Source organism: Oscillospiraceae bacterium, assembly GCA_009780275.1.
GTDB lineage: Bacteria > Bacillota > Clostridia > Oscillospirales > UBA929 > WRAI01.
Genome location: WRAI01000005.1, coordinates 30,885 through 56,819, shown reverse-complemented (window position 1 = coordinate 56,819; position 25,935 = coordinate 30,885). Strand labels below are relative to the sequence as shown.

At 47.3% G+C, this 25,935-nt stretch carries 24 protein-coding genes and 1 tRNA gene; 19 read left to right on the top strand and 6 right to left on the bottom strand.

Annotated features, from left to right (window positions below; all coding sequences use genetic code 11):
- Positions 1-139: 139 nt before the first annotated feature.
- The 14 genes from FWE06_02735 (at position 140) to FWE06_02670 (ending at position 15,709) form a co-directional block, all read left to right on the top strand.
- Complete coding sequence (locus FWE06_02735) at positions 140-892, top strand: AAA family ATPase (protein ID MCL2546098.1); 753 nt, start codon at positions 140-142, stop codon at positions 890-892.
- 63 nt (positions 893-955) lie between these two features.
- Positions 956-1,819, top strand: a complete 864-nt coding sequence (locus FWE06_02730; protein ID MCL2546097.1) for a ParB/RepB/Spo0J family partition protein — start codon at positions 956-958, stop codon at positions 1,817-1,819.
- Between the two features lie 2 nt (positions 1,820-1,821).
- Positions 1,822-2,277 carry a hypothetical protein gene (locus FWE06_02725; GenBank protein MCL2546096.1) on the top strand — a complete coding sequence of 152 codons (456 nt, stop codon included), beginning with the start codon at positions 1,822-1,824 and terminating at the stop codon, positions 2,275-2,277.
- A complete protein-coding gene (gene serS, locus FWE06_02720) occupies positions 2,277-3,518 on the top strand; it encodes a serine--tRNA ligase (protein ID MCL2546095.1) in 1,242 nt (413 codons plus the stop codon). Before FWE06_02725 ends, serS begins: the two co-directional genes overlap by 1 nt.
- A 104-nt stretch (positions 3,519-3,622) precedes the next feature.
- Positions 3,623-4,933, top strand: coding sequence for a chromosomal replication initiator protein DnaA (gene dnaA, locus FWE06_02715; GenBank protein MCL2546094.1), 1,311 nt, complete (start codon positions 3,623-3,625; stop codon positions 4,931-4,933).
- 253 nt (positions 4,934-5,186) lie between these two features.
- A complete protein-coding gene (gene dnaN / locus FWE06_02710; protein ID MCL2546093.1) occupies positions 5,187-6,293 on the top strand; it encodes a DNA polymerase III subunit beta in 1,107 nt (368 codons plus the stop codon).
- Positions 6,294-7,391: a DNA replication/repair protein RecF gene (recF, locus tag FWE06_02705; protein ID MCL2546092.1), complete on the top strand. Its 1,098-nt coding sequence runs from the start codon at positions 6,294-6,296 to the stop codon at positions 7,389-7,391.
- A gap of 34 nt (positions 7,392-7,425) precedes the next feature.
- Positions 7,426-7,674 (top strand): DUF370 domain-containing protein, encoded by a 249-nt coding sequence (locus tag FWE06_02700; GenBank protein ID MCL2546091.1) that lies wholly within the window; start codon positions 7,426-7,428, stop codon positions 7,672-7,674.
- Positions 7,671-9,590, top strand: coding sequence for a DNA topoisomerase (ATP-hydrolyzing) subunit B (gene gyrB, locus FWE06_02695; GenBank protein MCL2546090.1), 1,920 nt, complete (start codon positions 7,671-7,673; stop codon positions 9,588-9,590). The genes FWE06_02700 and gyrB overlap by 4 nt, the downstream gene beginning before the upstream one ends.
- A 251-nt stretch (positions 9,591-9,841) precedes the next feature.
- Positions 9,842-12,289, top strand: coding sequence for a DNA gyrase subunit A (gene gyrA, locus FWE06_02690; protein ID MCL2546089.1), 2,448 nt, complete (start codon positions 9,842-9,844; stop codon positions 12,287-12,289).
- Between the two features lie 3 nt (positions 12,290-12,292).
- Positions 12,293-12,760 carry a ribonuclease HI gene (gene rnhA / locus FWE06_02685; GenBank protein MCL2546088.1) on the top strand — a complete coding sequence of 156 codons (468 nt, stop codon included), beginning with the start codon at positions 12,293-12,295 and terminating at the stop codon, positions 12,758-12,760.
- Between the two features lie 11 nt (positions 12,761-12,771).
- Entirely contained in the window at positions 12,772-13,455 is a 684-nt protein-coding gene (locus FWE06_02680; GenBank protein MCL2546087.1) for a DUF1624 domain-containing protein, read from the top strand.
- Between the two features lie 145 nt (positions 13,456-13,600).
- On the top strand, positions 13,601-14,386 hold the full coding sequence (gene minD, locus FWE06_02675) for a septum site-determining protein MinD (protein ID MCL2546086.1): 786 nt from the start codon (positions 13,601-13,603) through the stop codon (positions 14,384-14,386).
- A 90-nt stretch (positions 14,387-14,476) separates the two neighbouring features.
- Positions 14,477-15,709: an aminopeptidase gene (locus FWE06_02670; protein MCL2546085.1), complete on the top strand. Its 1,233-nt coding sequence runs from the start codon at positions 14,477-14,479 to the stop codon at positions 15,707-15,709.
- 65 nt (positions 15,710-15,774) lie between these two features.
- On the opposite strand, the gene FWE06_02665 is transcribed toward FWE06_02670, so the two are convergent.
- The 4 genes from FWE06_02665 to FWE06_02650 all read right to left on the bottom strand — a co-directional run bounded on the left by FWE06_02665 (position 15,775) and on the right by FWE06_02650 (position 20,549).
- Complete coding sequence (locus FWE06_02665; GenBank protein ID MCL2546084.1) at positions 15,775-17,184, bottom strand: ATP-binding protein; 1,410 nt, start codon at positions 17,182-17,184, stop codon at positions 15,775-15,777.
- Between the two features lie 31 nt (positions 17,185-17,215).
- A complete protein-coding gene (locus FWE06_02660) occupies positions 17,216-18,763 on the bottom strand; it encodes a hypothetical protein (GenBank protein MCL2546083.1) in 1,548 nt (515 codons plus the stop codon).
- A gap of 81 nt (positions 18,764-18,844) precedes the next feature.
- The gene (locus FWE06_02655; GenBank protein MCL2546082.1) at positions 18,845-20,206 is read right to left on the bottom strand and encodes a 2-isopropylmalate synthase; all 1,362 of its coding nucleotides are present in this window, start codon (positions 20,204-20,206) and stop codon (positions 18,845-18,847) included.
- Positions 20,207-20,467: 261 nt separating this feature from the next.
- Positions 20,468-20,549: transfer RNA gene (locus tag FWE06_02650), tRNA-Leu, on the bottom strand.
- Positions 20,550-20,672: 123 nt separating this feature from the next.
- Between FWE06_02650 and FWE06_02645 the strand changes: the two genes are divergently transcribed.
- The gene (locus tag FWE06_02645) at positions 20,673-20,999 is read left to right on the top strand and encodes a cell division protein ZapA (protein ID MCL2546081.1); all 327 of its coding nucleotides are present in this window, start codon (positions 20,673-20,675) and stop codon (positions 20,997-20,999) included.
- 104 nt (positions 21,000-21,103) lie between these two features.
- On the opposite strand, the gene FWE06_02640 is transcribed toward FWE06_02645, so the two are convergent.
- Together FWE06_02640 and FWE06_02635 are read right to left on the bottom strand one after the other, a co-directional pair.
- Positions 21,104-21,268: a hypothetical protein gene (locus FWE06_02640; GenBank protein MCL2546080.1), complete on the bottom strand. Its 165-nt coding sequence runs from the start codon at positions 21,266-21,268 to the stop codon at positions 21,104-21,106.
- 141 nt (positions 21,269-21,409) lie between these two features.
- Positions 21,410-21,772, bottom strand: coding sequence for a hypothetical protein (locus FWE06_02635; GenBank protein MCL2546079.1), 363 nt, complete (start codon positions 21,770-21,772; stop codon positions 21,410-21,412).
- A 140-nt stretch (positions 21,773-21,912) separates the two neighbouring features.
- On the opposite strand from FWE06_02635, the gene FWE06_02630 reads away from it, so the two are divergent.
- The 4 genes from FWE06_02630 (at position 21,913) to FWE06_02615 (ending at position 25,883) form a co-directional block, all read left to right on the top strand.
- Positions 21,913-22,530: a Maf family protein gene (locus FWE06_02630; GenBank protein ID MCL2546078.1), complete on the top strand. Its 618-nt coding sequence runs from the start codon at positions 21,913-21,915 to the stop codon at positions 22,528-22,530.
- Positions 22,531-22,596: 66 nt separating this feature from the next.
- Complete coding sequence (mreC, locus tag FWE06_02625; GenBank protein ID MCL2546077.1) at positions 22,597-23,343, top strand: rod shape-determining protein MreC; 747 nt, start codon at positions 22,597-22,599, stop codon at positions 23,341-23,343.
- A 52-nt stretch (positions 23,344-23,395) separates the two neighbouring features.
- Positions 23,396-23,833, top strand: coding sequence for a hypothetical protein (locus FWE06_02620; GenBank protein ID MCL2546076.1), 438 nt, complete (start codon positions 23,396-23,398; stop codon positions 23,831-23,833).
- A gap of 55 nt (positions 23,834-23,888) precedes the next feature.
- A complete protein-coding gene (locus FWE06_02615) occupies positions 23,889-25,883 on the top strand; it encodes a penicillin-binding transpeptidase domain-containing protein (protein MCL2546075.1) in 1,995 nt (664 codons plus the stop codon).
- The last annotated feature ends 52 nt before the right edge of the window (positions 25,884-25,935 follow it).

The window sequence follows — 25,935 nt, the reverse complement described above, 5'->3', positions numbered from 1 at the left end:
TGACTTGTTTCACGTGAAACGTTGGCAGGCGCTATCCGCCGCAAATGTTTCACGTGAAACATTTTTATGCTTGCTTTTTTGTGCGCGACATGATATGATAGCCAAGTTAGAAATTTTACACACGGAGGCACATTCACATATGGCTCATATCATCGCCATAGTCAATCAAAAAGGCGGCGTCGGCAAGACGACATCCTCTATCAATATTGCAGCGGGGTTATACTGTGCAAATAAGCGCACGTTGCTTGTTGATTTTGATCCACAGGCAAACGCCACGTCCGGTTTCGGCGTGGATAGGGGCTCATCGCCGCATATTTACGACGTGCTCATTAATGAAGTTGACGCTTCTAAAGCCGTCGTATCAACGCCTTGGGGTGATTTGTTGCCCTCAAACAAGGCATTGGCAGGCGCAGAATTAGAACTGATTGGCGCAGAAGAGCGTGAGTTTTGTTTGCGTCGCGCTCTACGGCCGCTGCATTTATTATATGACTACATTATCATCGACTGTCCGCCATCAATTGGGCTATTGACATTAAATGCTTTGTGCGCTAGCAACGCTGTGCTTGTACCGGTTCAATGCGAGTATTACGCGTTGGAAGGACTGAGTAATTTGACACACACCATTCGGTTGGTTAAGCAACGATTGAATCCCACGTTGTCCTTGCAAGGTGTTGTGTTAACGATGTTTGACAACCGCACAAACTTGTCGTCGCAAGTCGCCGATGAGGTCAAGCGGCACTTTCCCGGCAAAGTATATAAAACCGTTATTCCGCGAAATGTACGCTTGTCAGAATCGCCCAGTCACGGGCTGCCAATCTTCGGTTACGACAAGTTGTCACGCGGCGCAATTGCATATGGTGAGTTGGTCCAGGAGATCGTCACTAAGAAATAATGATCGCCAGACAAAATCAAGAAAGGGGTCCTCGCGAAATCAAGTTTCACGAGGAATAAAATTATGAAAAAACAGTCCACAGGCCTCGGCCGCGGTTTAGGTGCGCTAATTGGCGACGAAGCATTGCATGGTGCAGAACAGGGCGATTTGACGCTACGCGTTGCCGAAATTGAACCCAACATCGACCAGCCACGCAAACATTTTGATGAAAAGGCACTCGCTGAACTGGCTGAAAGCCTAAAAACACACGGCGTGCTATCGCCTATTACTGTGCGGCGATTGCCCAGTGGCTATTATCAAATTATCGACGGTGAACGGCGCTGGCGGGCGGCTCGCTTGGCCAATTTAACACAAGTTCCGGTACGTATCTTTGAGGCAGATGATCGATTGGCTGCCGAGATGGCCCTGATTCATAATTTACAGCGCGAAGATCTTGCGCCATTGGAGGAAGCGCAAGGTTTTCGCCAGTTGATCAACGACTACGGGTTGACACAAGAAGAGACGGCGTTACGCGTCGGTAAATCGCGCCCGACAATCGCCAATGCCTTGCGGTTGCTATCCTTGCCAGAGTCGGTGCAGATACTACTGCATAATGAAAACCTTACCGCCGGACATGCGCGGGCACTGTTGTCGTTATCCACAGTAGCGTTACAAGAAAAGGCGGCTGAGTCCATTTTGTCGGGCAAATTGTCAGTAAGACAAGCTGAGGCACTAGTCAAAAAAATGACTGACGGCAAAGATATCACCTCTCGCGCCAAAACGCCCGACGCCAATATCACGGCGTTACAGCAACAATTGAGCTCGTCACTCGGGCGCAAAGTCAAAATCACCCACAGCGCACGCAAAGGCAAAGTCGAATTGGAATATTATGGCCTTGACGATTTAGACGCGTTGTTGATGCAGTTGTCGAAAAGGAAGGATGCATGATTATGGACGAAAAAAATGTGAAGCACGACACTTCTGAGACAAATGAATCCACTATAAAGGTTAAGAATCCAAAGAGAAATTTGCGATTTCTGGCCATTTATATATTGTTATTGTTCTCTGTTTCAACTATATTTCTTGTTACGTCGCTCTTTGCCACGCATAATATAAGTACGGACCGTTTACTTTTTGAAGCTGGCGAAGATATCGCGATGTTAGAGCAAGAGCGTGACACTTTACTCAATGAATTAAGCGCTATGGATGCGCGATATGCGGCGCTGCGCGAAGAGCGCAATGCCTTACGTATGGAAAGGGAGTCACTACAAGATGACATTGAGCGATTAGAAGGCGAAATTGAGGCCTTTCGCACAGTAAATGAAAATTACATGTCAGAATTACGGCAGCTACGTCAACGCGTAACCGAATTGGAATCTTTATTAGCATCGGAGGGTGAAGAATAATGCTTGATATCAATTTTATTCGTAACAATCCAATCGTCTGTAAACAAGCGGCAGCTGATAAAAATTTTCCGGTTGATATCGATCGTTTGCTCGACTTGGACACACAACTACGTGATAAAACGGCACAAATTGAAAAGCTACGCGCCGAGCGCAACACATTATCTAAAGGCAAGCCCGATGAAACGGGGATTGCGCGTGTACGCGCCATCAAGCCCGAGCTCTCCACATTGGAAATAGCTATAGGTGAATTAAAGGCTGAATTTGATGCGCTGATGTTGACTGTACCGTCTGTTCCTTTACCTGATGTCCCCATCGGTAAAGGTGAAGAGGGCAATGTTGAAGTACGCCGTGTCGGCGATATCCCACAGTTTGACTTTGCACCGCGTGACCATGTTGAGTTGTGTGATTTGCACGATATGATGGATATTCCGCGCGGCGTTAAATGTGCGGGTAGTCGTTCATACTTTCTAAAAAATATGGGTACATTACTTGAATCAGCCATCTTGAGGATGACCCTTGATGTGCTGTGTAATAAAGGGTTCACGCCCATGTCCGTGCCGGTACTCGTCAAAGAACATGCCATGGCAGGTACCGGATATTTCCCCATCGGACGTGAATCGGCATATTACGTCGGCGAAGATGAGTTATATCTTGTCGGTACGTCAGAAGTAGCTTTGGTCAGCTACCATAGTAATGAAATTTTAGAAAGACAAAAATTGCCATTACGTTACACCGGACAATCCACTTGCTTTCGTCGTGAAGCGGGAACATACGGCAAAGATACACGTGGATTGTATCGCGTACATCAGTTTCAAAAAGTTGAACAGGTCGTCTTTTGCACACCCGATATGGCCGACGATTTGCATCATGAAATATTAGGCAATACTGAGACCATTTTGCAAGCTTTAGAGTTGCCATATCGTGTATCGTTAGCCTGTACGGGTGAAATTGGCTTAGGACAGATTAAAAAACATGAAGTTGAGACTTGGATGCCTAGTCGTGAGGCTTATTGCGAAACGCATTCCTGCTCAACAATGGGCGATTTTCAAGCGCGGCGATCAAATATTCGATATCGTGATATCGACAGCAATACACAATATTGTTGGACTCTCAACAATACGGGCATTGCGACACCGCGAATACTAATTCCGTTGCTAGAAAATCATCAACACGAAGACGGCAGCATCTATATCCCTGTCGCATTACGCCCTTATTTAGGCGGCCAAGAGGTCATTTCGTAGGATGCAAAACTTTACAGGCAGGGAACGATATATTAGTTGTTCCCTGCTTGCCTTTTTCTTGCGTTTATGATATAATGAGTCAATTGAAATGAGGGTATACAGACATGGAAGATAAGCACCAATTATGGAAACTAATTTACGAGCATTTGGCAACTGAATTGACACCGCAAAGCATGAAAACTTGGTTTGATGATACACAAGTCGTATCTTTCGCCCCCAATGCTTTGACATTGTACACTTCCTCGTTCAAACGCCCGTTTATCGAAGAGCGGTATATGCCGGCATTGCACCGCGCCATGGATTCACTGTACGGTGGCACATTTGACATCCATATTACCGACGACGCCAATGCGATGGAAGTTATTAAAATGCCGCTCATCGACAGTCAGCTTGACCCTGATTGTTTGAGTGAACAGTATTCATTTAATAACTTTATTGTTGGAAAATCTAACGAGTTCGCCCATGCTGCTGCTTGGGCAACCACTAACGTTACGAATACTACCAACAATCCGTTGTTTATCTACGGTGATTCTGGTTTAGGTAAAACACATTTACTCTATGCCATGATAAACAAAATTAAACACGATACTCCTGACAGCACTCTTTGTGCTGTAACGGCTGAGAATTTTACTAACGAAATCATATCAGCCATTCGCACCAATAAGACAAAAGAATTTCGTGAAAAATACCGTCTTGTTGACATGTTATTTGTTGATGACATTCAGTTTATCGGCGGTAAAGATTACGCAATGGAAGAATTTTTTAACACCTTCAACGAGTTGTATATGAACAATAACAAATTGGTCTTTACCTCCGATCGTCCGCCCAAAGAAATTCCCATGCTGACAGACAGGCTACGTTCACGGTTTGAATCAGGACTAGTTGTTGATATTTTACCGCCGGATTTTGAAACACGAGTCGCCATCATTCAAAGCAAAGCCATAACACTTGGGTTACCACTGCCAAATGACTTGAGTTTTTACATTGCTGAAAACATCACGGCAAATATTCGACAATTAGAAGGTGCAGTTAAAAAAATTATGGCACATCATCAATTGATGAATGCACCACTTGATATTGAGACGGCACGGCGCGCGATTAAAGACTTGTTATCTGAAAACCCAGGGTTAAATCCTACACCGGAGCATATCATTAAAGAAGTGTGCCGCTTTTATCATTTAGAAGAAGACGAATTGCTCAGTTCCAGCAAGCGTGCTGACATTGCCAGCGCACGACAAATTGCCATTTATTTGGTTAAGACATTAATTGATATTTCAAATACAAAAATCGGAAAAATCTTCAATCGTGACCATTCTACCATCACCCATTCAATGAGCCAAGTGCAAAACAAAAAAGACAATGACGACAGAACAGCGAGAGAGATTGATATTATTCTTCGAAATATTCGAGGTTAAACAGAGAATAATGACCTCAATGCGCTGTTGACAAGTTGTTGAGTGTTGATAAGTTATTGTTAATAAACTTTTTTAAAAATAATTATTAAAAGTTATTCTTTTTTATCAACACGTTGCCCCCAGTTACAATCCCATATCTCGTAAGCCTTATGGTGACTTTTCCACAATCCACAGCCCTACGACTACCACTAAGTATAATAATAAACTATACTCTTATCTGTTTGAGACAAAAAATTTTGGAGGTACACATGCTATGAAATTTCAATGTGAGCGAAGCATTTTACTCAATGCTGTGGCAACGGCTGCACGAGCAGCTTCGATGCGCAATGCTTTGCCATCAATGGAGGGTTTGCTTTTTAACGTTGACAATAATATCACCATCACCGGTTATAATATGGAAATCGGCATTGTAGTATCTTTACACGCTGATATCCAAATGCAGGGTGCAGTTATTATGCCCAATAAAATGTTGCAAGATATTTTACGTAAAATGCCTGATGACGTCATTTCTTTTGAAGTCAACGATCAAAATGTCATTGACATTCAATGCGGCACCATTGCTTTTCAATTACCCGGCTTACCGGCAAGTGATTACGCCAATTTACCGGAAACTGAAAATGAAAAAACTTTTACTTTCTCACAAGCTACATTGCGACATATTTTGTCACATATCACATATGCGCTGAGTGACAATGAAAGTCGAATTCTCAACACAGGTGCATTGTTCGACATTATTGGCAATCAGCTGAATGTTGTAGCGTTGGACGGATTCCGTATGGCTATTCGTAAAACGGAAATTGAACACGGAGGCGAAGACTTTAAATTCATCGTGCCCGGCGCAGCGCTGCGTGAGTTAGAACGCATTTTGCTTGAAGACGAGGAGAGTATATTAACCATTGAGTTGGGCCGGCGGCATATTCAGTTTATGATGGGACACGCGACGTTATTTTCACGATTGTTAGAAGGTGAATTTCACAATTATCAACGTGCCATTCCTGAAGACTACAAATATACTGTCACTGTTAATGCGCGGATGTTACAAACAGCAGTTGAGCGCGTGTCACTGGTCATTCAAGAAAAAATTCGTAGTGCCGTTCGTTTGACAATCAATGAAAATACCGTTGCTATGCAATGTAAAACAGCACTTGGTTTCAGCAGTGACGTATGTGACAGTCAAGGTGACGGTGAGGGCTTGGAAATTGGTTTTAATAACCGCTACTTACTTGACGCGTTACGGACAGTCGATGATGATGAGGTAAAATTATGTTTTAATGGAAGCTTAAATCCATGTGTTGTCTTGCCGCTGGAAGGTGAGGTATATTTAAATATGGTGTTGCCAACTCGGTTAAGCAACGATTAAATGGTTATTCGGTCATTGGCATTGGAGGATTTCCGGAATATTGATAGGCAAGTCGTAGAATTTCAAGAGGGTATCAATGTGATTGTCGGTGCTAACGCACAGGGTAAAACGAGTTTGCTCGAAGGTGTTGCCTATTGGTCGGCAGCGCGCTCATTCCGTACGGTGCATGATGAAGAGTTGATACAGTTTGGTAAACCGCACGCGTGGCTATCGGCGCAATTTATATCACAAGGTCGTCAGCAAAAATTGGAAGCCTCACTATTACGTCGCAGACAGCGCAAAATTACTCTCAATGGTGTAACACTGCAAACATTGCGCGAATTGGTAGGGATTTTACCATCAGTACTATTTGCCCCAAGTGATTTGGGATTGGTGCAAGAAGGACCAGCATTGCGACGGCGATTGATGGATTCGGTATTATGTCAAATACGGCCTGCATACTTATCGGCATTAAGCCGTTATAATAAGGTGCTTAAACAAAAGCAGAAAGTATTGCGCAAACAAGCACCCGATATTGACTTACTGGCAGCTTATAATACGCAACTGGCTAAGTATGCCGCCGTACTTATCCCAGAACGAGCGAGGTTTGTTAAAATCTTATCACAACTGGCGCAAAATTATCATGAGAAGTTGAGTAACGGTAAAGAAGTATTGACATTGGCGTATAGAACCGTAAGTTGTGTAGAAGAAAAAGATATTTTTAATGCCTCACAACTTGAAACTGTTTTATTGGATCATTTCGCCAAACGATTGCATCAAGAAATAGCTGCTGGATTTTGTTTGACAGGTTCACAGCGTGACAATTTTCAATTGAATATCAATCAAAATGAGCTGAGAATTTTTGCTTCACAAGGGCAAGCACGTACGGCAGTTATTGCCATCAAAATGGCGGAACGCGCTTATTTTAAGAAAGAGTTAAATGAATCGCCATTGTTGTTACTGGACGATGTGCTGAGTGAATTAGATGAACATCGCCGACGCGTAGTGCTGAATGAGGTGACAGACGGGCAGATTTTGATTACTTGTTGCGATAATCGGAGAACAAGATTACTCAATGGAAACGTGATACGAGTGAGGAATGGAGAATTTTATCAATAAGGGATGAGTTTTACTCGTCCACAGGAGAAGGTGTATGTATTTACATTTAGGCGACAACGCTACTGTACTTGGAAAATACGTTATTGGCGTATTCGATTTGGAAACCTCAACGACTGCTAAAGATACACGTGATTTTTTACATGATGTACAAATCAACAATCAGGTCTGCGATATTTGTGATGATATTCCAAAAGCCTTTGTGCTGTATTGTGAAAACAGCGACAAACGCGTATATATTACCCAAATTGCGAGTGATACCTTACGAAAGAGAGTAAATATATGAATGAATTAGAAAATCAGCAATACAGTGCCGATGAGATACAGGTGCTCGAAGGGTTAGAGGCCGTTCGCAAGCGTCCGGGTATGTATATCGGCACAACATCACTGCGCGGTTTGCATCACTTGGTCTACGAAATTGTTGACAATGCTGTTGATGAAGTGTTGGCTGGGCGATGCAGTCATATTGATGTCAAAATTTTAGACGGTGATGTTATTGAGGTGTCGGATAATGGGCATGGCATTCCAACGGGCATGCATGCGACGGGCAAGAGTGCGGCAGAGGTTGTCTTTACCGTACTGCACGCCGGCGGAAAATTTGGCGGCGGCGGCTATAAAGTGTCCGGTGGCCTGCATGGCGTCGGCGCATCGGTGGTCAACGCGCTATCAGAATGGCTGGAAGTTATTATCTATCAAGATGGAAGTATCCATGAAATGAAATTTTCGCGTGGCGATGTGGTGCAAGAAATCACCATCGTTGGAAAGACCGATAAAACCGGCACGATAGTACGTTTCAAAGCCGATGCAGAAATCTTTGAAGACACGGTTTATGAATATGAAACATTGCTTAAGCGTCTGCGTGAACAGGCTTTTCTATGTGCAGGGCTGAGTATTGCTTTGGCAGATGAGCGAGTGGGACGCGAACGTGTAGAAAATCTTTGTTATGAAGGTGGAATTCGCTCCTTTGTCGAATTTATCAACCAAAACCGCGTGCCGTTGCACGAACAAATTGTCTACATGAATGCCGAAAAAAACACAGTCATGGCTGAGGTGGCACTGCAATATAACGATGGCTATACTGAAAGTATTTTATCCTTTGCCAATAATATTCATACCGGCGAGGGCGGTATGCACGAAACCGGTTTCAAAACGGCATTGACACGCGCCATCAACGATTATGGACAGAAATATAAAATCCTTAAAGAAGATGAAAAATTGGGCGGCGAAGACGTGCGTGAAGGCCTGTCCTGTGTCATTAGCGTCAAGCTCACAGATGCGCAATTTGAGGGACAAACCAAGACAAAGCTGGGCAATAGCGAAGTGCGAGGCATTGTCGACGGTATGGTTACCGAAAAACTAACCGACTATTTTGAGGAAAACCCTGCCGTTGCCAAAGCCATTGTCGGCAAATCTATTGATGCAGCACGAGCGCGTGAGGCTGCTCGTAAAGCCCGGGACTTAACGCGACGCAAGAGTGCGCTTGACTCGGCATCATTGCCGGGAAAATTGTCTGATTGTCACGAAAAAGATCCGGCTTTGACTGAATTATTTATTGTTGAAGGTGACAGTGCGGGCGGCAGCGCCAAAGGTGGGCGTGATAGTAAGTATCAAGCCATTTTGCCGCTATGGGGTAAAATGCTCAACGTGGAGAAATCGCGGCTGGATAAAGTGTATGGCAATGAGAAGTTAATACCAATTATTACAGCTTTGGGTGCTGGCATTGGCCCTGACTTTGACGCGACACAGTTACGCTATGGTAAAATTATCCTGATGGCTGACGCCGATGTTGACGGTGCGCATATTCGCACATTGCTGTTGACCTTTATGTTCCGCTATATGCGGCCGTTGATTGAAGGCGGGCATGTTTATATTGCACAACCGCCGCTTTTCAAAGTAACACGTGGTAAGCAAGTGCGTTGGGCAGTCGATGAACAAGACCGTGATCGTGTCATGGCCGAAATGCGTGGCGCTGATGAAAATGCTAAAATTGAGGTTGGCCGTAACAAAGGCCTGGGTGAAATGGATGCCGACGAGCTGTGGGAAACAACGATGAATCCGGAAACACGGACGTTAATGCGGGTTGAACTAGAAGATGCGGTGAGCGCTGATCAAATTTTCACAGTGCTCATGGGCGATAAAGTCGAACCCCGCCGTGCATTTATCGAAGCAAATGCGAAGTATGTACAGAATTTGGATGTCTAAATAAAAATTGTTCGCCGGAAGTGCGATATAATCGCTGAGCGTAGCGACAAGTCAATTCCATAGGTGCAGCTTTGCCGTGCCGTCTGCCGATAAAATAAAAAAGGGGTCCCGCGGACCATCGACTTTCGCCCATGGCGAAATGTTAGAAGTCCCCGAGGCGTGCCCCGTGGGGAGTAAATACCATGCCCGACAACAATAACATTGCCGATTTTTCTAACCAAACCATAGTTCCCATTGAGCTGGAACGCGAGATGAAAAAATCATACATTGATTATGCCATGAGCGTCATCGTCAGTCGTGCATTGCCTGATGTGCGTGACGGTTTGAAGCCGGTACATCGCCGCATTCTCTATACGATGTATGAAGAAAATCTTACTTCTGATAAACCATTCCGTAAAGCTGCAACAGCTGTCGGCGATGTTATGGGTCGCTATCACCCGCACGGTGACCAAGCTATTTATGATTCACTGGTGCGTATGGCGCAGCCTTTCTCGTTGCGCTACATGCTGGTAGATGGTCACGGTAACTTCGGTTCAGTTGACGGTGATCCGCCGGCCGCCATGCGTTATACCGAGTCGCGCATGTCAAAAATCGCGATGGAAATGATGGCTGATATTGAGAAAGATACCGTCGATTTCGTGCCCAACTATGACAATTTTCGTAAAGAGCCGTCAGTATTGCCTTCACGGTTTCCCAATTTATTAGTTAACGGTAGCTCAGGCATCGCCGTTGGCATGGCGACCAATATTCCACCGCACAATTTAAGTGAAGTTATCGATGCGACTGTCGCTGTTATTGATGACTCAGAGGTTACCCTCGAAGATCTTTTGCAGCACATCAAAGGGCCTGATTTTCCGACTTACGGTACAATTTTTGGCGTATCGGGGATGCGGGCAGCATATGCCACAGGCCGCGGTCGCATGAAAGTTCGGGCCAAGGCCGAAATTGAGGAGGGCAAAACCAAAACGCGCATCGTCGTCAAGGAACTGCCTTATCAAGTCAACAAAGCGCGGCTGGTCGAATCAATTGCTGAACTGGTCAAAGATAAAACCGTTGAAGCTATTTCTGCGTTGCGTGATGAGTCTGACCGCAACGGCATGAAAATTGTCATTGAACTCAAACGTGACGCCAACGCGCAAATTGTACTCAACCAGCTCTACACCCATACGCAGATGCAAGTAACTTTTGGTATCATCTTGCTTGCGCTCGTTAACGGACAGCCCAAAGTCATGACATTGCGCGAAATGCTTGACCACTATATTGCACACCAACGCGAAGTTACCATTCGCCGCGCCGAATACGAGTTGAAAAAAGCACTCGAACGCGCCCACATTTTAGAAGGACTCTGTATAGCGGCACGCAATGTCGACGAAGTTGTCAAAATCATTCGCGCCAGTACCAACATTCCCGAAGCCAAGACAGCGCTGATTAGTCGTTTTGACTTATCTGATATTCAAGCGCAAGCCATCGTCGATTTACGCCTGGGGCGTTTGACTGGGCTGGAACTCGACAAAATCGAGGCCGAATACGCCGAAATTATGAAGAAAATTGAAGAACTGCGCGGTCTGCTCGGTTCAGAATCACAAATTATGGCAATGGTGCGCGAAGAATTGCTCGAAATCAAACGAAAATACGGTGACGAACGCCGTACTGATATTGAAATTGTTGATGACGAGATTGACATGGAAGATTTAATTGAGCGCACCGACTGCGTCTTTACGCTAACCAGCCAAAACTACATCAAGCGTCAGCCTGAAGCTGTTTATCGCGCACAGCGGCGGGGCGGTCGCGGTGTAACGGCGCAAGCCATCCGTGAGGAAGACTATATAAAGGATGTACTTGTTGGCAATACACACGATACGTTGCTCTTCTTTACCAACTATGGGCGGCTATACACTAAAAAAGGCTATCATATCCCTGAGTCGGGGCGCAATGCCAAGGGCATGAACATTGTCAACCTACTGCCACTGGAATCCGATGAACGTGTAACAGCTATTATTCCAACCAGTGACGATATGGCTGAAGAATACCTTGTGTTGGTCACACGGCGCGGCGTTGTCAAGCGCGTGTTGCTTGATGTGTTGCGCACCAACCGAAAGTCGGGCGTCCGTGCCATCACGCTGGCCGAGGGCGACGAGTTAAACACCGTCCGCAAAACCGATGGGTACACTGATATCATTATTGCCACGCGGCAGGGTAAAGCTATCTGTTTCCCTGAAACCGATATTCGCACCATGGGGCGCGAGGCCGGCGGCGTGCGCGGTATGCGGCTGGCCGAGGGTGATGAAGTTGTTGGCGCGGCGCGGGCACACCCGGACGGTACGTTGTTGACTGTCACTGAAAACGGTTACGGAAAACGTACTGAGCTGTCGGCGTACCGTATGCAGAAACGTGGCGGCATGGGAGTCAAAAACCACGGCCTCAATGACAAAACCGGCTTGGTGGCTGATATCAAAGTCGTCAGTCCCGATGATGATATTCTGCTCATTAGCGACGATGGCACAATCATCCGCATCGCTGTCGATTCCATCAATGTTTATAGTCGCAGTGCGTCAGGCGTCACCGTCATGCGCATGGGTAAGGGCGCTAAACTCATCGCTACCGCCCGCGTCAAGCGAGAGGAAGAGAGCGATAATATTGAAGGTGACAGCGAAGGCAGTGTAGGGCACGGTGAGCTCGACATGCCGCAAACGGAATAACCCATGGATAACGTCTCTCTTTACACCGACGGTGCTTGCTCCGGAAACCCCGGTCCCGGTGGCTGGGCGGCCATCTTGAAATACGGCGAGCACGAAAAAGAACTTTCCGGTTATGACCCCGACACTACCAATAATCGCATGGAGTTGACAGGCGTTATTCAAGGCTTGCAAACGCTAAAGCGCTCCTGTAACGTCATTGTTACCACGGACTCGCGCTACGTTGCCGACGGCATTAACAAAGGTTGGGCAAAGAAATGGCGCAGCAATAATTGGATCAAGTCTGACAAAAAACCGGCTTTGAATTCTGACCTTTGGGTACAACTACTCGACCTCTGCGAAACACATGAGGTGACTTTCATTTGGGTACGCGGGCATAGTGACAACCCCTATAACAATCGATGTGATGAACTGGCCGTGGCGGAGTACAAAAATCATTCATCGGGGACTCCCCGGGCGTCCCGTGAAAACTAAAAGGAGACGGCATGATAAAACAACGCATTCATCTCATCGACGCCTTGCGTGGGTTTGCCATTATCCTCATGGTTGCCTTTCACTTTGGCATCAATCTTGTCGACTGGGGGTTTGCCGAACCGACATTAGTTTTTAATCCAACGCTGCGCATTTTGCAGCCTATCTTCGCTGGTGTATTCATTCTGTTGTCCGGCATGAGCAGCCGATTTTCACGCTCCAACTTGCGGCGCGGCGTTATTGTTTTACTTTGCGCTTACGCTGTCAGCATCGCAACATTCTGGATTGGAATGCCAATTTATTTTGGTATATTGCACTTTCTCGGCGTAGCAATGACGTTGTACGGATTGTTGCAAAGCACGCTCGACAAATTGCCAAAACGATTACAGCCGGCAATATATATCGCATTATTTGCTGTGAGTAGCTTCTTTTTCCCGCGTGCCATTGAAGAGGAGACAAACTTATTTCTGCCATTTGGGCTTTATGGTAATCGCGGGGCTGATTATTTCCCGCTATTGCCCTGGTTGTTTCTTTTCTTGCTTGGTACCTGGCTGGGAAAGTTGGCCGTTGAAAATAAATTGCCAAAATGGTTTTACACTTTCAATATGCCGATTTTGCCAATTATCGGGCGGCACGGCTTACTTATATATTTGGTGCATCAGCCGGTTTTATATGGGATATTTTGGTTGGTAGCATAAAAATGTTGCCGGATTCACCGCAGCCGACGAATGAAGCGGCAACATACAGCAACTTCATGTAATCTAGGTGCGTGCCCTGTAAGGGCCGCCCGCCAATAAATAAAAGAGGGGGGCCTCTGTGAGGCCCGTCTCGTGGGGGAGAATTATGGGCAAAGTCATTACATTGGCTTCAGGCAAAGGTGGCACAGGTAAAAGCACGTTGGCAGCAGGTATCGCGAGCTATTTGGCGGCACTGGGCAAACGCGTGTTGGCAGTTGATGCCGACATCGGGCTGCGCAGCTTGGATGTGTTGCTCGGTATGCATGAATCAATGGCTTTCGATTTTAATGATGTCATTGAGCGCCGCTGTACGCTCAACGACGCAGTGACTGCGCATCCGGTGCTTAAACGGCTATCACTGCTGGCTGCGCCTAACACGATCATGCCGCAAGAAATAGATCTCAATGTCTTTCAAGCCATGATGAAGCCGTTGCGCCCGCACTTCGACTATATTTTGGTCGACAGTGCGGCAGGTGTGGACACGGCGTTTCAACTGGCAGTATCGGTGGCCGACATGGTTATCGTTGTGGCAAATACTGAGCTCATCAGTTTGCGTGATGCGGCGCGCGTACATCAGTTGTTGTTGGCGGAGGCAGAGGGGCAAAAGCAATGCCGTTTAGTGGTCAACCGCGTGCGCCCGCATCAGATTGTTGCCGGTGAAGCTGCGAACATTGACGAAGTCATGGATATGGTGGGTCTGCCACTGTTGGGGCTCGTGCCCGAAGATGAGACAGTCATCGCTTGCGCCAACCACGCCTCACCGCTAATTTTGCAAGGGCGCACCAACGCAGGCCAAGCCATGCTCGACATTGCACGGCGTATTGACGGCCTATATGTGCCATTGCCAAAAAAGATAAGAGCCTCGGCCTCGCAGTTTGTCGAAGTGAAATAAGGAATGCACATAACGGGCGACGATTGCCTCTGACGACGAGCTGTATAGTTTACGGCAGTGTAAAAAATTAATATTTTGGAGGCTTATGCCGTGTGTGAAAAAATGTTGAAGAAGTATGTGGAAGCTGTTCTTGGAATCGGAGTTAATATCCAGCCCGGGCAGAAGTTGGCGATATACTGCGAAATTAATGCGGCATATATGGCTCGGATGGCAATGGAAGAGGCGTATCGCCGTGGGGCAGCTGATGTTGTGATACGTTGGAGTGACGAGGCCAGTGAGCGAATTGGCTATCTTCTTGCGCCAGACGAAAATTTTGGGAAAGTGGCGGAGTGGGAGAGAGCCAGAATGCAGCATTTGGTGGATGAGAAGTATCATGTGCTGTGGATTTCCTCTGACGACCCCGAGAACCTAAAAGGGGTTTGTCCCGATAGAATTGAGCGGGACGAAAAGGCGTACAATAAAATGAGCAAACCACGCGACGATCAGATTATGGCCAATGAAGTACAGTGGGTTAGCTGTAGTGTGCCGTCGCCTGCTTGGGCCAGAAAAGTGTTTCCTGACGCTGCCGGCGATGAGCAAGCCATGGAATTGATGTGGGAAGCTATTTATGCCGCTTGTCGCATTGACGACAACGATCCAGTGGAGAATTGGCAGGTGCACGTAGCGTATTTGCAGGGTAAGGCTGATGCGCTGAACAAATGGAATTTTCAGAGCCTGCGATTTACCAGTGGGCTAGGCACTGACTTAGAAGTGAAATTGCCGAAAAATCATTGTTGGCTGGCTTGTGGTGAGGAGGCCAAAACCGGCATCAACTTTGTTGCAAATATGCCAACAGAAGAGGTGTTTACTGCACCGCAACGGAATGGCGTTAATGGTGTGGTTTATGCCACCAAGCCGCTGGTCTATTATGGGGATGTCATTGACGGTTTTTGGCTACGGTTTGAGGATGGTAAAGTAGTGGAATATGCCGCTGAGAAGAACCAACACTTGCTAGAGAAACTGTTGACTGCCGACGAGGGGTCAAACTATTTGGGCGAAGTGGCTCTTGTACCCCATTCCTCGCCCATTTCTCAGTCAGGCATTTTGTGGTATGATGCTCTTTATGACGAGAATGCGTCTTGCCATTTGGCGTTAGGTGATGGTTATCCCGACTGTATCACAGGAGCTGTCGGCAAAAGCGAGCAAGAGCGGATCGCTATGGGACTTAACCAATCGTTTGAGCATGAGGATTTTATGATTGGGTCGGGGGATATGGATATTATTGGCATCACTCAAGACGGCAAAGAAGTTCAAGTATTCAAGCAAGGCGAATGGGCTTGGTAGGGGCGCGCTTTGTACTATAATTTCACGAAAAAAACAAGCCAATCGGCTTGTTTTTTTGTTTTACACTATAAGTCCGGCAGCGAAAACTTAAACGTCGTCTCTCCATCATGACTCTCAACATAGATCTGTTCACCGTGGGCATTGATGATGGTTTTGACTAAGAACAAACCAAGTCCCAACCCCGACGGGTCGCGTGAGCGTGAAATGTCAACCTTGTAAAAGCGGTCGAACAGCAACGGCATATCGGCCGGCTTAATTTCATCACCGAAGTTGGTAATCGAAAACCAAGCTTTGTCATTTTGCTGTGAGATTTTTAGTTTTAATGGTGAACCTGGTTCGGAAAACTTGATGGCATTTTCAATTAAGTTAAAACAAATCTGTGCGATGGCTTCTTCATCGGCGAGGCAAAACGCCGCGTCAGGCATATCGACTTGCACGTCTAATTGTTTGTCAGTAATCTGCGTTTCAAACAACAATAGCATCTGTGCAGCAAGCTCGCACAAATCCATAGGATGTGGCTGTGCGACAAACGCACCCGACTGCACACGCGCGATGTCAAGCATACGCTTGACTAGCCGCGATAAGCGCATGATTTCATCGCGGATAATGCCTAAGTAGTGTGGCGAACGATCTTGTGGCAACGTGCCGTCGAGAATGCCGTTGATGTAGCCGAGGATATTAGTAATCGGTGTGCGTATCTCATGGCTGACGTTGGCAATGAATCCCGCGCGCGCCTCTTCGCCAACTTCCAACGCGACCGCCATAGCGTTGATGGCCGTCGCGAGCTCTGCCATTTCGGTGTCACGCTTGCCGTGGTACGGCACACGCGCGGCATAGTTGCCCAGCGAAAAGTTTTGTACGGCAACGCGCATATCATTGAGCGGCGCCAAGATGCGGCGCGACATAAAGTAAGCTGAAACGGCTGCGGCAAAGACAACCAGCAACGAGATAAACAACAATATATACAGCACATCTAATAAAATTTCGTAGTGTCCATCGATAGGCAGCGAAACCAAAATAGCTGTGACGTGTTGGTCAGAGCCACAAAACACGATGGGAATAACGCGGGTGTAGTACCGCGTAGCAAAAAAGCCATCCAGCGTGTCGTCAAACTTATCTATACCCTCATAAATGGGCGTCAGTGCGTCGGGAGAGAGGTTATCATATGCAATATGGTTAGAGGTGCGGAACTTAATATAACCATAACGTTCAGGCGATAAATCAACAAACATAATATGCGTACGCGTGGCATCGGCAAGAAAGTGCAGACTGGCGCGGAAGACCGGGTCATCAAGAGCTATGTCATGCTCTTGTAAGATATCTCGTAAATTCAAAGTGCGTCGATCTAACCGTACTTGTTGTTCATTTTGCAAATAATTGTGTATCAATAGCATCATAACAGTGCTGATGACAATGACACTTGTCAACAGCAGTGTCGCCGTCATAAAAAAATAGCGAAAAAAAATCGTTTTCATAAAATCTCCATACGAAAAGGGTTTTGTGTTCTTAAATAAGAGAGCTTTTCTTGCCGCTGGGGTTTTGACGGCGTTTCATTAACCATTCCACCCCATATGCCGCCGCGATAAACACAAACATCATGCCAAAATCACGGTAACGCGGTTGTACTTCAATAAGTAAATGCACCCCGAAATATAGCAAGAAAATTGCAATCGGAAACAGCGGCACAAAAACGTCTTCGCCCTTTTTTTGCCGAAACAATCGCCAGCTTGCCAGGAAGAATAACACAAAAATGCCACAGAGAAAGCCAAACGAAGCACGTTGCATAACGTCAACCACTGACGTTTCGCCTAGTAGCAAAAACCTAAAAGAGTGCGCAGCGTGTGGACTTGGTTCCCAGTGATGAAATGCTGGGCCGGGCGAATCTTGAAACGCCCACATAATTTGTATTTTGGTGTTGAAAAGTAACAAGAAGTGCCCCGGGCTATTGTCTAACCGTTCGGAAATAATTTCGCGTGCGAGAATGTCGCGCTCGGGCGACGGAGGGCCTATAAAAGCAGAATCATCGGGATTCCATACGCCATTATGTTCGGCGTTGAGCCCGACAATAAATTTCCACTCAGGGAAGTTATTGCTCAACCCATGGGGATTCAGCCCCGATGCTCTGACTGTAAAAGAGAGCAACATAACCATCAGCAAGTAAACAACAGACATTGCAGCAGGGAAAATCAATTGTTTAACAGCGGCAATGGCAGTCTCTTTTGTTTGCTGTTTCTTTTGCTTTCTTGTTAACTTGCGTTTGCTTGCGCGCGCAGACGGATTAATGATTGCGCCAAAAAAGTGGAGCATTTCGACAAACACAATACCAACAACGGCAATAATGCCAAGAGGACGAATAGCGTTGCCAAACGCAATCAACGCGCCGGTAAGCATAGCGAACAAAACTCGCGGCACAAAGGGCTTGTCCTTATTCGCAATATAGAGATAAATTGCAAGTAGCACTAAGATGTTGGTCAGATGCTGATTGGTCAGCACCGAGGCTAAGAAAAGGTGCGCCGGATTAAGCGCGTACAAAATACCAACACACCGTGCTGCTGTTTCTGATGCAAACCGCCGTGCAATGGCAAAAATCAATACGTTGGTGATCGCCATAAAGAGCACGTTGGTAACTTTAAAGAACGTCACGCCCGCGCCAAAAAAACGAATGAAAAACGCCTGCCACGCAACAAACCCGGTCTGATACGCCCAGTTGTAAAAATATAGATTATCGTGCAGGGTAGAAAAATCTCCGTGCGCTGCCTCTTCGGCAGCATTGTACATCGTAGCAAAATCAGAAACCGGTGGGGTTTGCAAGTTGAGAACATAAATAAGATAAAACAAAAAACTTACGCCGCCCAAAAGCAATGCAAATTTACGCGGCGTTAATTTTTGCATAAAATTACGGCGCAAAAACCAAATACCACCGAGCACAACGCAAACAAAAATGGCCGCAAACAGCACAGTCACCTGTGCAAACGCAAGTAATGAGATATGTGCTGCAACAAGCGCACAAAAGAAAAACACGCTCTTAGACATCCAATTTTGTGTGATGGTCATAGTGTGAGCTCCTGTTGTGCAATGTCGTGCGTCATAGCAGATATATCGTGGGAGAGCGCTGAAGCGGCGATTAACCTTGCATCACATCAATCCCGGCATATGCTCGGCCACCAGTTTTTTCAGTTCAACGTCGCCAATCGTGGTATTGCGCCCGTCAGCGTACTGCGCGTCAATCCATTCTTTGATTTTTGCCAGCCGCGGGTCGCGTTTGTCAACTTTCTTGTCATCTTTGAGGTTAAAGTATGTATTGACCCAAATCGCCAAACCTGCCAAGCCGGAGTGACTGTCGACAATAACAATCGGTGGTCGGTCGAGAATTTCGGCCGTGTTAAAGATGTTATAAATCTCTTCGTCTTTGAGCAGCCCGTCGGCGTGAATGCCGGCCCGTGTGGCGTTGAACGCTTTGCCGATAAATGGCGTGCGCGGTGGAATATCGTATCCGAGGTGCGACTCGTAATACTCTGCAATTTCAGTAATGACACGCAAATTTAAGCCGCCATGATGCCCCTTGAGTTGGCAATATTCAATACACATGGCTTCCAACGGCGTATTGCCGGTGCGCTCACCAATACCAAGCAGTGACGTATTGATAGCGCTTGCGCCGTATAGCCAAGCTGTCACGGCATTGGGCACGGCGTTGTAGAAGTCGTTATGCCCGTGCCATTCAATCATCTCGCTCGGCACGCCCGAATAGTTGTGCAGGCCGTAGATAATTTGCTGCACGCTGCGTGGCAATACCACGCCGGGGATGTATGTACCCAACCCTAATGTATCGCAAGCGCGCACCTTGATGGGAATACCGGATTCTTTTGACAACTCCATCAGCTTGGCCGCGAACGGCAAAACAAAGCCGTGGAAGTCGGCGCGTGTAATATCCTCAAAATGGCAACGTGGGCGGATACCGGCTTCGAGCGCTGCCTCAACGATGGTCAAATAATTTTTTAGAGCCTCGGCGCGCGTCCAGCCCATTTTGTTAAAGATATGGTAGTCTGAGCAGGATACTAAAATGCCGGTCTCTTTGATTTCCATGTCTTTGACAAGTTGAAAGTCTTTGATATTGGCACGAATCCATGACGTCACCTCAGGGAATTCATAGCCCAATTCCCGGCATTTTTCAACTGCCTCACGGTCTTTTTTTGAGTAGAGAAAAAACTCCGATTGTGCGATGACGCCTTGCCCGTTGTCGAGCTTGTGAAGTAGTCCGAAGAGATGCACAATTTCCTCAACAGTATATGGCGCGCGTGATTGCTGACCGTCACGGAATGTCGTGTCAGTGATATAAATCTTATCAGGTAAGTTCATCGGCACAATCCGCTGGTTAAAAATCAAGCGCGGGATTTGGTCGTAAGGGTACATGTAGCGGAATAGGTTGGGTTTTTCCAATTCGGTGTACTTATAGCCAAACTCCAGCAATCCTGAGCGTTTATTCTTCTTGGGTTCCATGAGCGGTTCACCTTCTTTCGTTTAATTATGAAGTTAGGAATTAAGAGCTAAGAATTGAACGGTTCACGCTTCAATCCCTAACTCCTAATTCGAAATGTTTGGCTGTTATGCCTCGTATACGGCACCTTATCGTCAAAATTCACACGCTGCGAGATTTTAATGATCGCCTAACTCGACATCATCATGATGCAAGTGTCCTTATGGGATTTTTTGCACCTTGCCAGGAATTTGCTGAACCCTCAATTGGGTCCAGCGTCACGCTGGTGCCGGCGGTGGGACTTGAACCCACACGGTTTCCCTCGCGATTTTGAGTCGCGCGTGTCTGCCATTCCACCACGCCGGCACATGCAAGAGGTATGATAACATAAAATTTTTGGTTTGTCAATGTCCCTACTTGCCGAAATGTAAAAATAGTGGTATACTAGGCTAACGCAACAAAATACCACAAGATATAGGAGGACCCGACATGAAGAATCGCATTACGGTTAATGTCGCCGGACAGGAGCTGCACCTGTTGGTCGATGAAAGTGAAGAGTATATGTATAAGGTGGCGTCTATCGCTGATCAAAAAATCCGCAGCATCATCGAAACAACGCGCGTTTCATCTAGCCAAGCGGCAACTTTGGCCTGCTTAAACATTGTGGACGATCTGCTTAAAGCCAACGAGCTGACGGAACATATGCGTGCGCAATTGAAGGATTATATCGAAGAGTCATCCAAAGCTAAAATGGAAATTAACGAACTCAAACGCGAGGTCGTCCGCTTGCGCGGCGCGGAGATGGGCGGGGTATAGAAGAGCCACTGAAGTTTTGCCGGTAATACGCCGCCGCGAGGCATGTAGGCAAAGTAAAAAATGAAAGGGACGCAACTTTGCGTCCCTTTCATTTCAAAATTGACTTAGTTGCCAAAGATGTCTGCCACGTCGTCTTCCAGAACACCAAAAATGTCAGTCAGACTGCCACCGTCGTCATCGTTGTCATCATCGTTGCCACAACCAACCAACGCAAACGTCATTGCGCCGACCATCAGCAACGCGAGCAATACGGCAAGTATCTTTTTCATAGTTTTTTTCTCCAAAATTATGTTGAATCATAGAGCCTATTTTGGGCCACAAAAATCAGAATATCATATTTAGTGAAAGTATCAACAAAAAAGACCAGCGCGATGTTATTATCGTGCCGGCCTTTTTCATAAAATAAGTGCTTAAGCGCGGCGATAAGTGAGCACTTCACCCACTGCGCCAATGGTGAGGATATCACCGTCAAGCGAAACAGTCCAAGTATCTGTCTCGGTACCCGCAAAAGAGATTGTCATCTCGCCATCGGCGTAGGTCCATTCCATTGGAATTTCCATTGACTCGAGCGTACCGTCTGCGTTGATGACAAGCGCGCCTTCCATGGCAACGCCAACGCCTTCAATATACAAATCCCATGTGCCAACCAAGTCGGCACTCATGTTTCCGTCGCCTGTTTCATTGTTTCCGCTGTCGTTGTCGCAGCCAACCAGCGCGAATGTGAACGCGCCAACCATCAGCAATGCGAGCAACAAGGTAATTGCCTTTTTCATTGATAAGATTCCTCCAAAGATTTTTAATGTAGGTCTCAGTTTAAGACCTTAGAGAGTATATATGATTTTTTCAAGAAAGTCAAGCCTTGTTGTTTATCTCACTCAACTATTGGCTATACTATGAAGGATAGGTAATATTTATGCAAGCCAAAATTTTGATTTTAGCGTCTGGTTCCCCGCGACGATTGATGTTATTGGAACCGTTGGCGAAGGTGCATGGCTACGATATCATTGTTGACGTGTCAAACATTGACGAAGGGGTCGCAGGCTCAGTTTCTCCGACGCAAATGGTAGAAAATCTAGCGTATCGCAAAGGACAAGCCGTGGCAACGCGCTATGACGCAGGCATCCCTATCGTAGCCGCTGATACCACCGTGGCTTTTCAAGGCGAAATTTTCGAAAAACCAAATGACGAAGCCAATGCCCGCGCCATGTTGACGGCCTTGTCGGGAAACACGCATATCGTTTACACCGGCGTATACTGCCGCGACGCCAACGGCGTCGAACACCTTTGGCATGAACAGGCACACGTGACGTTTAAGCATATTTTGCCCCTGCTCGACTGGTATATGCAAACAGGCGAGTCATTTGACAAAGCCGGCGCATACGGCGCACAAGGCCATGGTGGTGTCTTCATTGAAGGCATTGACGGCGATATAAATACGGTAATTGGGTTACCGCTGATAAAATTGGAAATGATTCTCGCGGAAACACCGCAGGGAAGGAGCCCGGCTCTTGCTCTACAACGTGGGAGGTAAACGATCTTCTTCAAACGTCAAAAAACATTTTTAGCCACGCTGTTGCTGTTCATTTTTATCGCGACAATGACAACAGCAACAATTCTTAGCAATAATGCTCCGCTATCAGGTGCGTGGCGCGCCGCCTTTACGCCGGCCGAGCGCAGCATTGCCGCGGTGAGACGGCGAGTGACCGCAAACGACACGCAAGCCGAAGTGTATGACCTGCACGGAAAAATCGCTGACATGGAAGCTGCTTCACGCCAAATCCAGGCCATCGTTTCCGAAAATGATCGTCTGCGAACCCTGCTTAATCTGCCAACGCGCCAACGCGAACTTACGCTTGTCATGGCCAATGTCATCGGATTTAGCGGCGGCAATACGGGGCAGTTTTTTACCATTGATCGCGGTGAGAGGTACGGCGTTGCCGCTGGCATGAGTGTAATAGACGAGCATCGGCACTTAGCCGGCATTGTCGCTGAAGCTGGTGACACATGGGCAAATGTACAAGCGATTACCGATGCGCACATGCGTATCGGTGCCATGATTGAGCAGACAAGTACCATTGGTGTTGCCGTCGGGCACTTTGACGACATGCAGCAAAATAAACTGCGCTTGGCATATCTGCCCGACGACGCCCGTGTCAACGCTGGCGATTTGGTAGTCACATCAGGTGCCAATGATACATTTCCGGACGGCCTAATTATCGGTATGATAGAAAGCGTGTGCGCGCATGAAAGCGGTTTGGGACAGCTTGCCAAAATCGCACCGAATATCGAATATCGGCAACTACGAACACTCTTTGTCATAACTGACTTTATCAATGAGAGATAAGCGATTACAAAACGCAAAAAAATGGATATTCTATACAATAGGAAGCTACGTTTTGCTTGCGCTGCAGCTGACAATTGTGCCGTACGGACGTATACTGGGCGCAATGTTTTGGCTGCCGCCGCTGCTGCTGGGCAGTGTGCTGGCGTTTGAAAGCGGCGGAGGCGCGCTGCTGTATGCGGGATTGCTCGGCACATGGTGCGATGTCTATCTGCACAGTGGCATATTATTTACCTTGTTGTACCCGCTCATTACGCTGGTTGCATGGCGATATGCAGACAACTTCCCGCGCCGCTCATGGGTAACGATGCTTATCATAGCGGTCGGAAGCAGTTTGTTAGGTCAATTGCTCTACGCTGTACTATTCTTACTTGCAGCCGGGCGCGCGAATATAAGCCTGCTTTGGACACGTCTGCCGCTGGAAACGGCACTGTCGTTGCTTGGAGTGCCAGTAGTGTATCCGATATTTCGAAAAATTGCCGAACCCTTATAGGGAACGCATTTCTCTGTGTCCATTACGTATGAACTCATGAAGCAGGAGGATTAAATTGAAATACAAAATCCGCCTGACTTTCCTCACGTTTGTCCTTGTTTTAGCAACTCTCTTGTCGTCAGCACGCCTCTATCAACTGCAAGTGGTCGAGCAAATTATCGCGCAGACCGATGAACTGCGCATTATCGCCCACATAGAGCCTATTTCCGCCGTGCGCGGAAAAATCCTCGACCGTCACGGTCGTCCACTGGTTATCAACACGCTGCGTCATTATTTGGAGTTTGATATAAGCGCATTGGCTCGTCACCATGAACAGGCCAATATTTCCATCGCTGCGCTGTTGCAATTGACCAAAGTCGCGCCAACTGTCACCTTTGCCGAACCTATGAGCGACACACATCGCAATCGTTTAACGCGCTATCTTGATTGGCGTGGCTGGCGACAGGATTTATCTGAACAAGAGCTTTTTGAGCGGCTGCGCGCCGCCTATCGCATCAGCGACAGCCTGCCCGATGATGAAGTTCGAGCAGTTACAGCCGTGCGCTACGAGCTGTCGCTGCGTTTTGCGTTGGGCGGACTGCCGCCCTATCGCCTTGTTGACGACATTGACGTTAATTTGCTCACTGCCATTGTTGAGGCCGATTTGTTTGGCGTACGAATTGGGCGCGAATCCGTGCGTCACTACGCCACCGAAGCCGCTGCTCATATTCTTGGCAGAATTGGGCCGATATACCGTGAAGAGTTTGAACAAATGAGCGGTCTTGGCTATGCCATGGATGCCATTATTGGCAAAGATGGTATGGAACGTGTATTGGAAGAGTACTTACGCGGTCATGATGGCCAACGACAAGTCGAACGCAACGGCCTTGGACGTGTTGTCGGCGTGACAGATATACAAGCTGCCGCCCCCGGCGACAACGCCTTTCTAACGCTTGATTTAGAGTTACAGAAAACAGCTGAGTATTCGTTGGCCCGTCGCATTGCTGAGATGCGTGCAACAGGGGAACAAGACTTCGACGCATTGGGGCGCGAGGCCTACGCCGGCGCCGTTGTCGCCATGGATGTACAGAGCGGCGCCATTTTGGCCATGGCAAGCTACCCCACTTTTGATCTTGCCGTCTACAATGCGCAGTTTTACGAACTGACCAATGACCCGGCCGCGCCGCTCTTCAATCGCGCCATTGCCGGATTGTACGCGCCCGGCTCAACCTTTAAGATGAGCAGCGGACTGGCACTGCTCAAAAGCGGCGTGGTCTCACCGGAAACCTATATATACGACCGCGGGCGTTTCACGGCTTTCGAAGCGCAAGGCTTTGCGCCTGTTTGTCATATCTATCGCAGCCACCGCCGCACGCACGGCGCGGTCAATATTGTGTCGGCGTTGCAAGTTTCATGTAATTATTATTTCTATGATGCGGCGCACCGTGCAGGCATTGCGCCGTTGGAAGAAATGGCGACCTTAATGGGGTTTGGGCAGCCGACCGGCATAGAGCTTCCTGGCGAGCGAGCCGGCATTCTGGCCGGCAGGGCGCACAGGCAGTCACGCAACCAACAATGGCATCCCGGAGACACATTGCAAATGGCAATCGGGCAATCGGATACCTTGGCAACACCGCTGCAAATGGCCAACTTTACAGCCATGTTGGCCAATGGCGGAAAGCGTTTGCAACCGCATATCATCAGCCATGTCTACAACTACGATTTCAGTCAAGAACAACTGCGCAATACGCCAAAGGAGGTCGCCGAATTAGATGTATCTGTTGACAATTTAGAAGCTATCCTGCAGGGCATGCGCAAAACATGCCAGCCCGGCGGCACAGCCTATCATATTTTCGGTGACTATCCTGTTGCCGTAGCAGGCAAAACTGGCAGTGCGCAGGTCAACGACCAAACCAACGGTATTTTTGTAGCATTTGCGCCTTTTGATGCGCCGAAAATTGCCATCGCTGTGGTTGTCGAACGCGGCGACTCAGGCGGCAATGTCGCCCCTATCGCCCGTGATGTGATGGATTGCTTTTTTGACAGAGTAAGTAGGGGCGTATTGCAATAAATTAGCACCCCACAAAAAAAGCCATCCTATTGGATGGCTTTTTTCTGTCAAT

Bases quoted from the DNA above. Each gene is read 5' to 3' on its own strand.
- FWE06_02735 (MCL2546098.1), top strand. From the start codon at position 140: ATGGCTCATATCATCGCCATAGTCAATCAAAAAGGCGGCGTCGGCAAG.
- FWE06_02730 (MCL2546097.1), top strand. From the start codon at position 956: ATGAAAAAACAGTCCACAGGCCTCGGCCGCGGTTTAGGTGCGCTAATT.
- FWE06_02725 (MCL2546096.1), top strand. From the start codon at position 1,822: ATGGACGAAAAAAATGTGAAGCACGACACTTCTGAGACAAATGAATCC.
- serS (MCL2546095.1), top strand. From the start codon at position 2,277: ATGCTTGATATCAATTTTATTCGTAACAATCCAATCGTCTGTAAACAA.
- dnaA (MCL2546094.1), top strand. From the start codon at position 3,623: ATGGAAGATAAGCACCAATTATGGAAACTAATTTACGAGCATTTGGCA.
- dnaN (MCL2546093.1), top strand. From the start codon at position 5,187: ATGAAATTTCAATGTGAGCGAAGCATTTTACTCAATGCTGTGGCAACG.
- recF (MCL2546092.1), top strand. From the start codon at position 6,294: ATGGTTATTCGGTCATTGGCATTGGAGGATTTCCGGAATATTGATAGG.
- FWE06_02700 (MCL2546091.1), top strand. From the start codon at position 7,426: ATGTATTTACATTTAGGCGACAACGCTACTGTACTTGGAAAATACGTT.
- gyrB (MCL2546090.1), top strand. From the start codon at position 7,671: ATGAATGAATTAGAAAATCAGCAATACAGTGCCGATGAGATACAGGTG.
- gyrA (MCL2546089.1), top strand. From the start codon at position 9,842: ATGAAAAAATCATACATTGATTATGCCATGAGCGTCATCGTCAGTCGT.
- rnhA (MCL2546088.1), top strand. From the start codon at position 12,293: ATGGATAACGTCTCTCTTTACACCGACGGTGCTTGCTCCGGAAACCCC.
- FWE06_02680 (MCL2546087.1), top strand. From the start codon at position 12,772: ATGATAAAACAACGCATTCATCTCATCGACGCCTTGCGTGGGTTTGCC.
- minD (MCL2546086.1), top strand. From the start codon at position 13,601: ATGGGCAAAGTCATTACATTGGCTTCAGGCAAAGGTGGCACAGGTAAA.
- FWE06_02665 (MCL2546084.1), bottom strand. From the start codon at position 17,184: ATGAAAACGATTTTTTTTCGCTATTTTTTTATGACGGCGACACTGCTG.
- FWE06_02660 (MCL2546083.1), bottom strand. From the start codon at position 18,763: ATGACCATCACACAAAATTGGATGTCTAAGAGCGTGTTTTTCTTTTGT.
- FWE06_02655 (MCL2546082.1), bottom strand. From the start codon at position 20,206: ATGGAACCCAAGAAGAATAAACGCTCAGGATTGCTGGAGTTTGGCTAT.
- FWE06_02645 (MCL2546081.1), top strand. From the start codon at position 20,673: ATGAAGAATCGCATTACGGTTAATGTCGCCGGACAGGAGCTGCACCTG.
- FWE06_02640 (MCL2546080.1), bottom strand. From the start codon at position 21,268: ATGAAAAAGATACTTGCCGTATTGCTCGCGTTGCTGATGGTCGGCGCA.
- FWE06_02635 (MCL2546079.1), bottom strand. From the start codon at position 21,772: ATGAAAAAGGCAATTACCTTGTTGCTCGCATTGCTGATGGTTGGCGCG.
- FWE06_02630 (MCL2546078.1), top strand. From the start codon at position 21,913: ATGCAAGCCAAAATTTTGATTTTAGCGTCTGGTTCCCCGCGACGATTG.
- mreC (MCL2546077.1), top strand. From the start codon at position 22,597: ATGACAACAGCAACAATTCTTAGCAATAATGCTCCGCTATCAGGTGCG.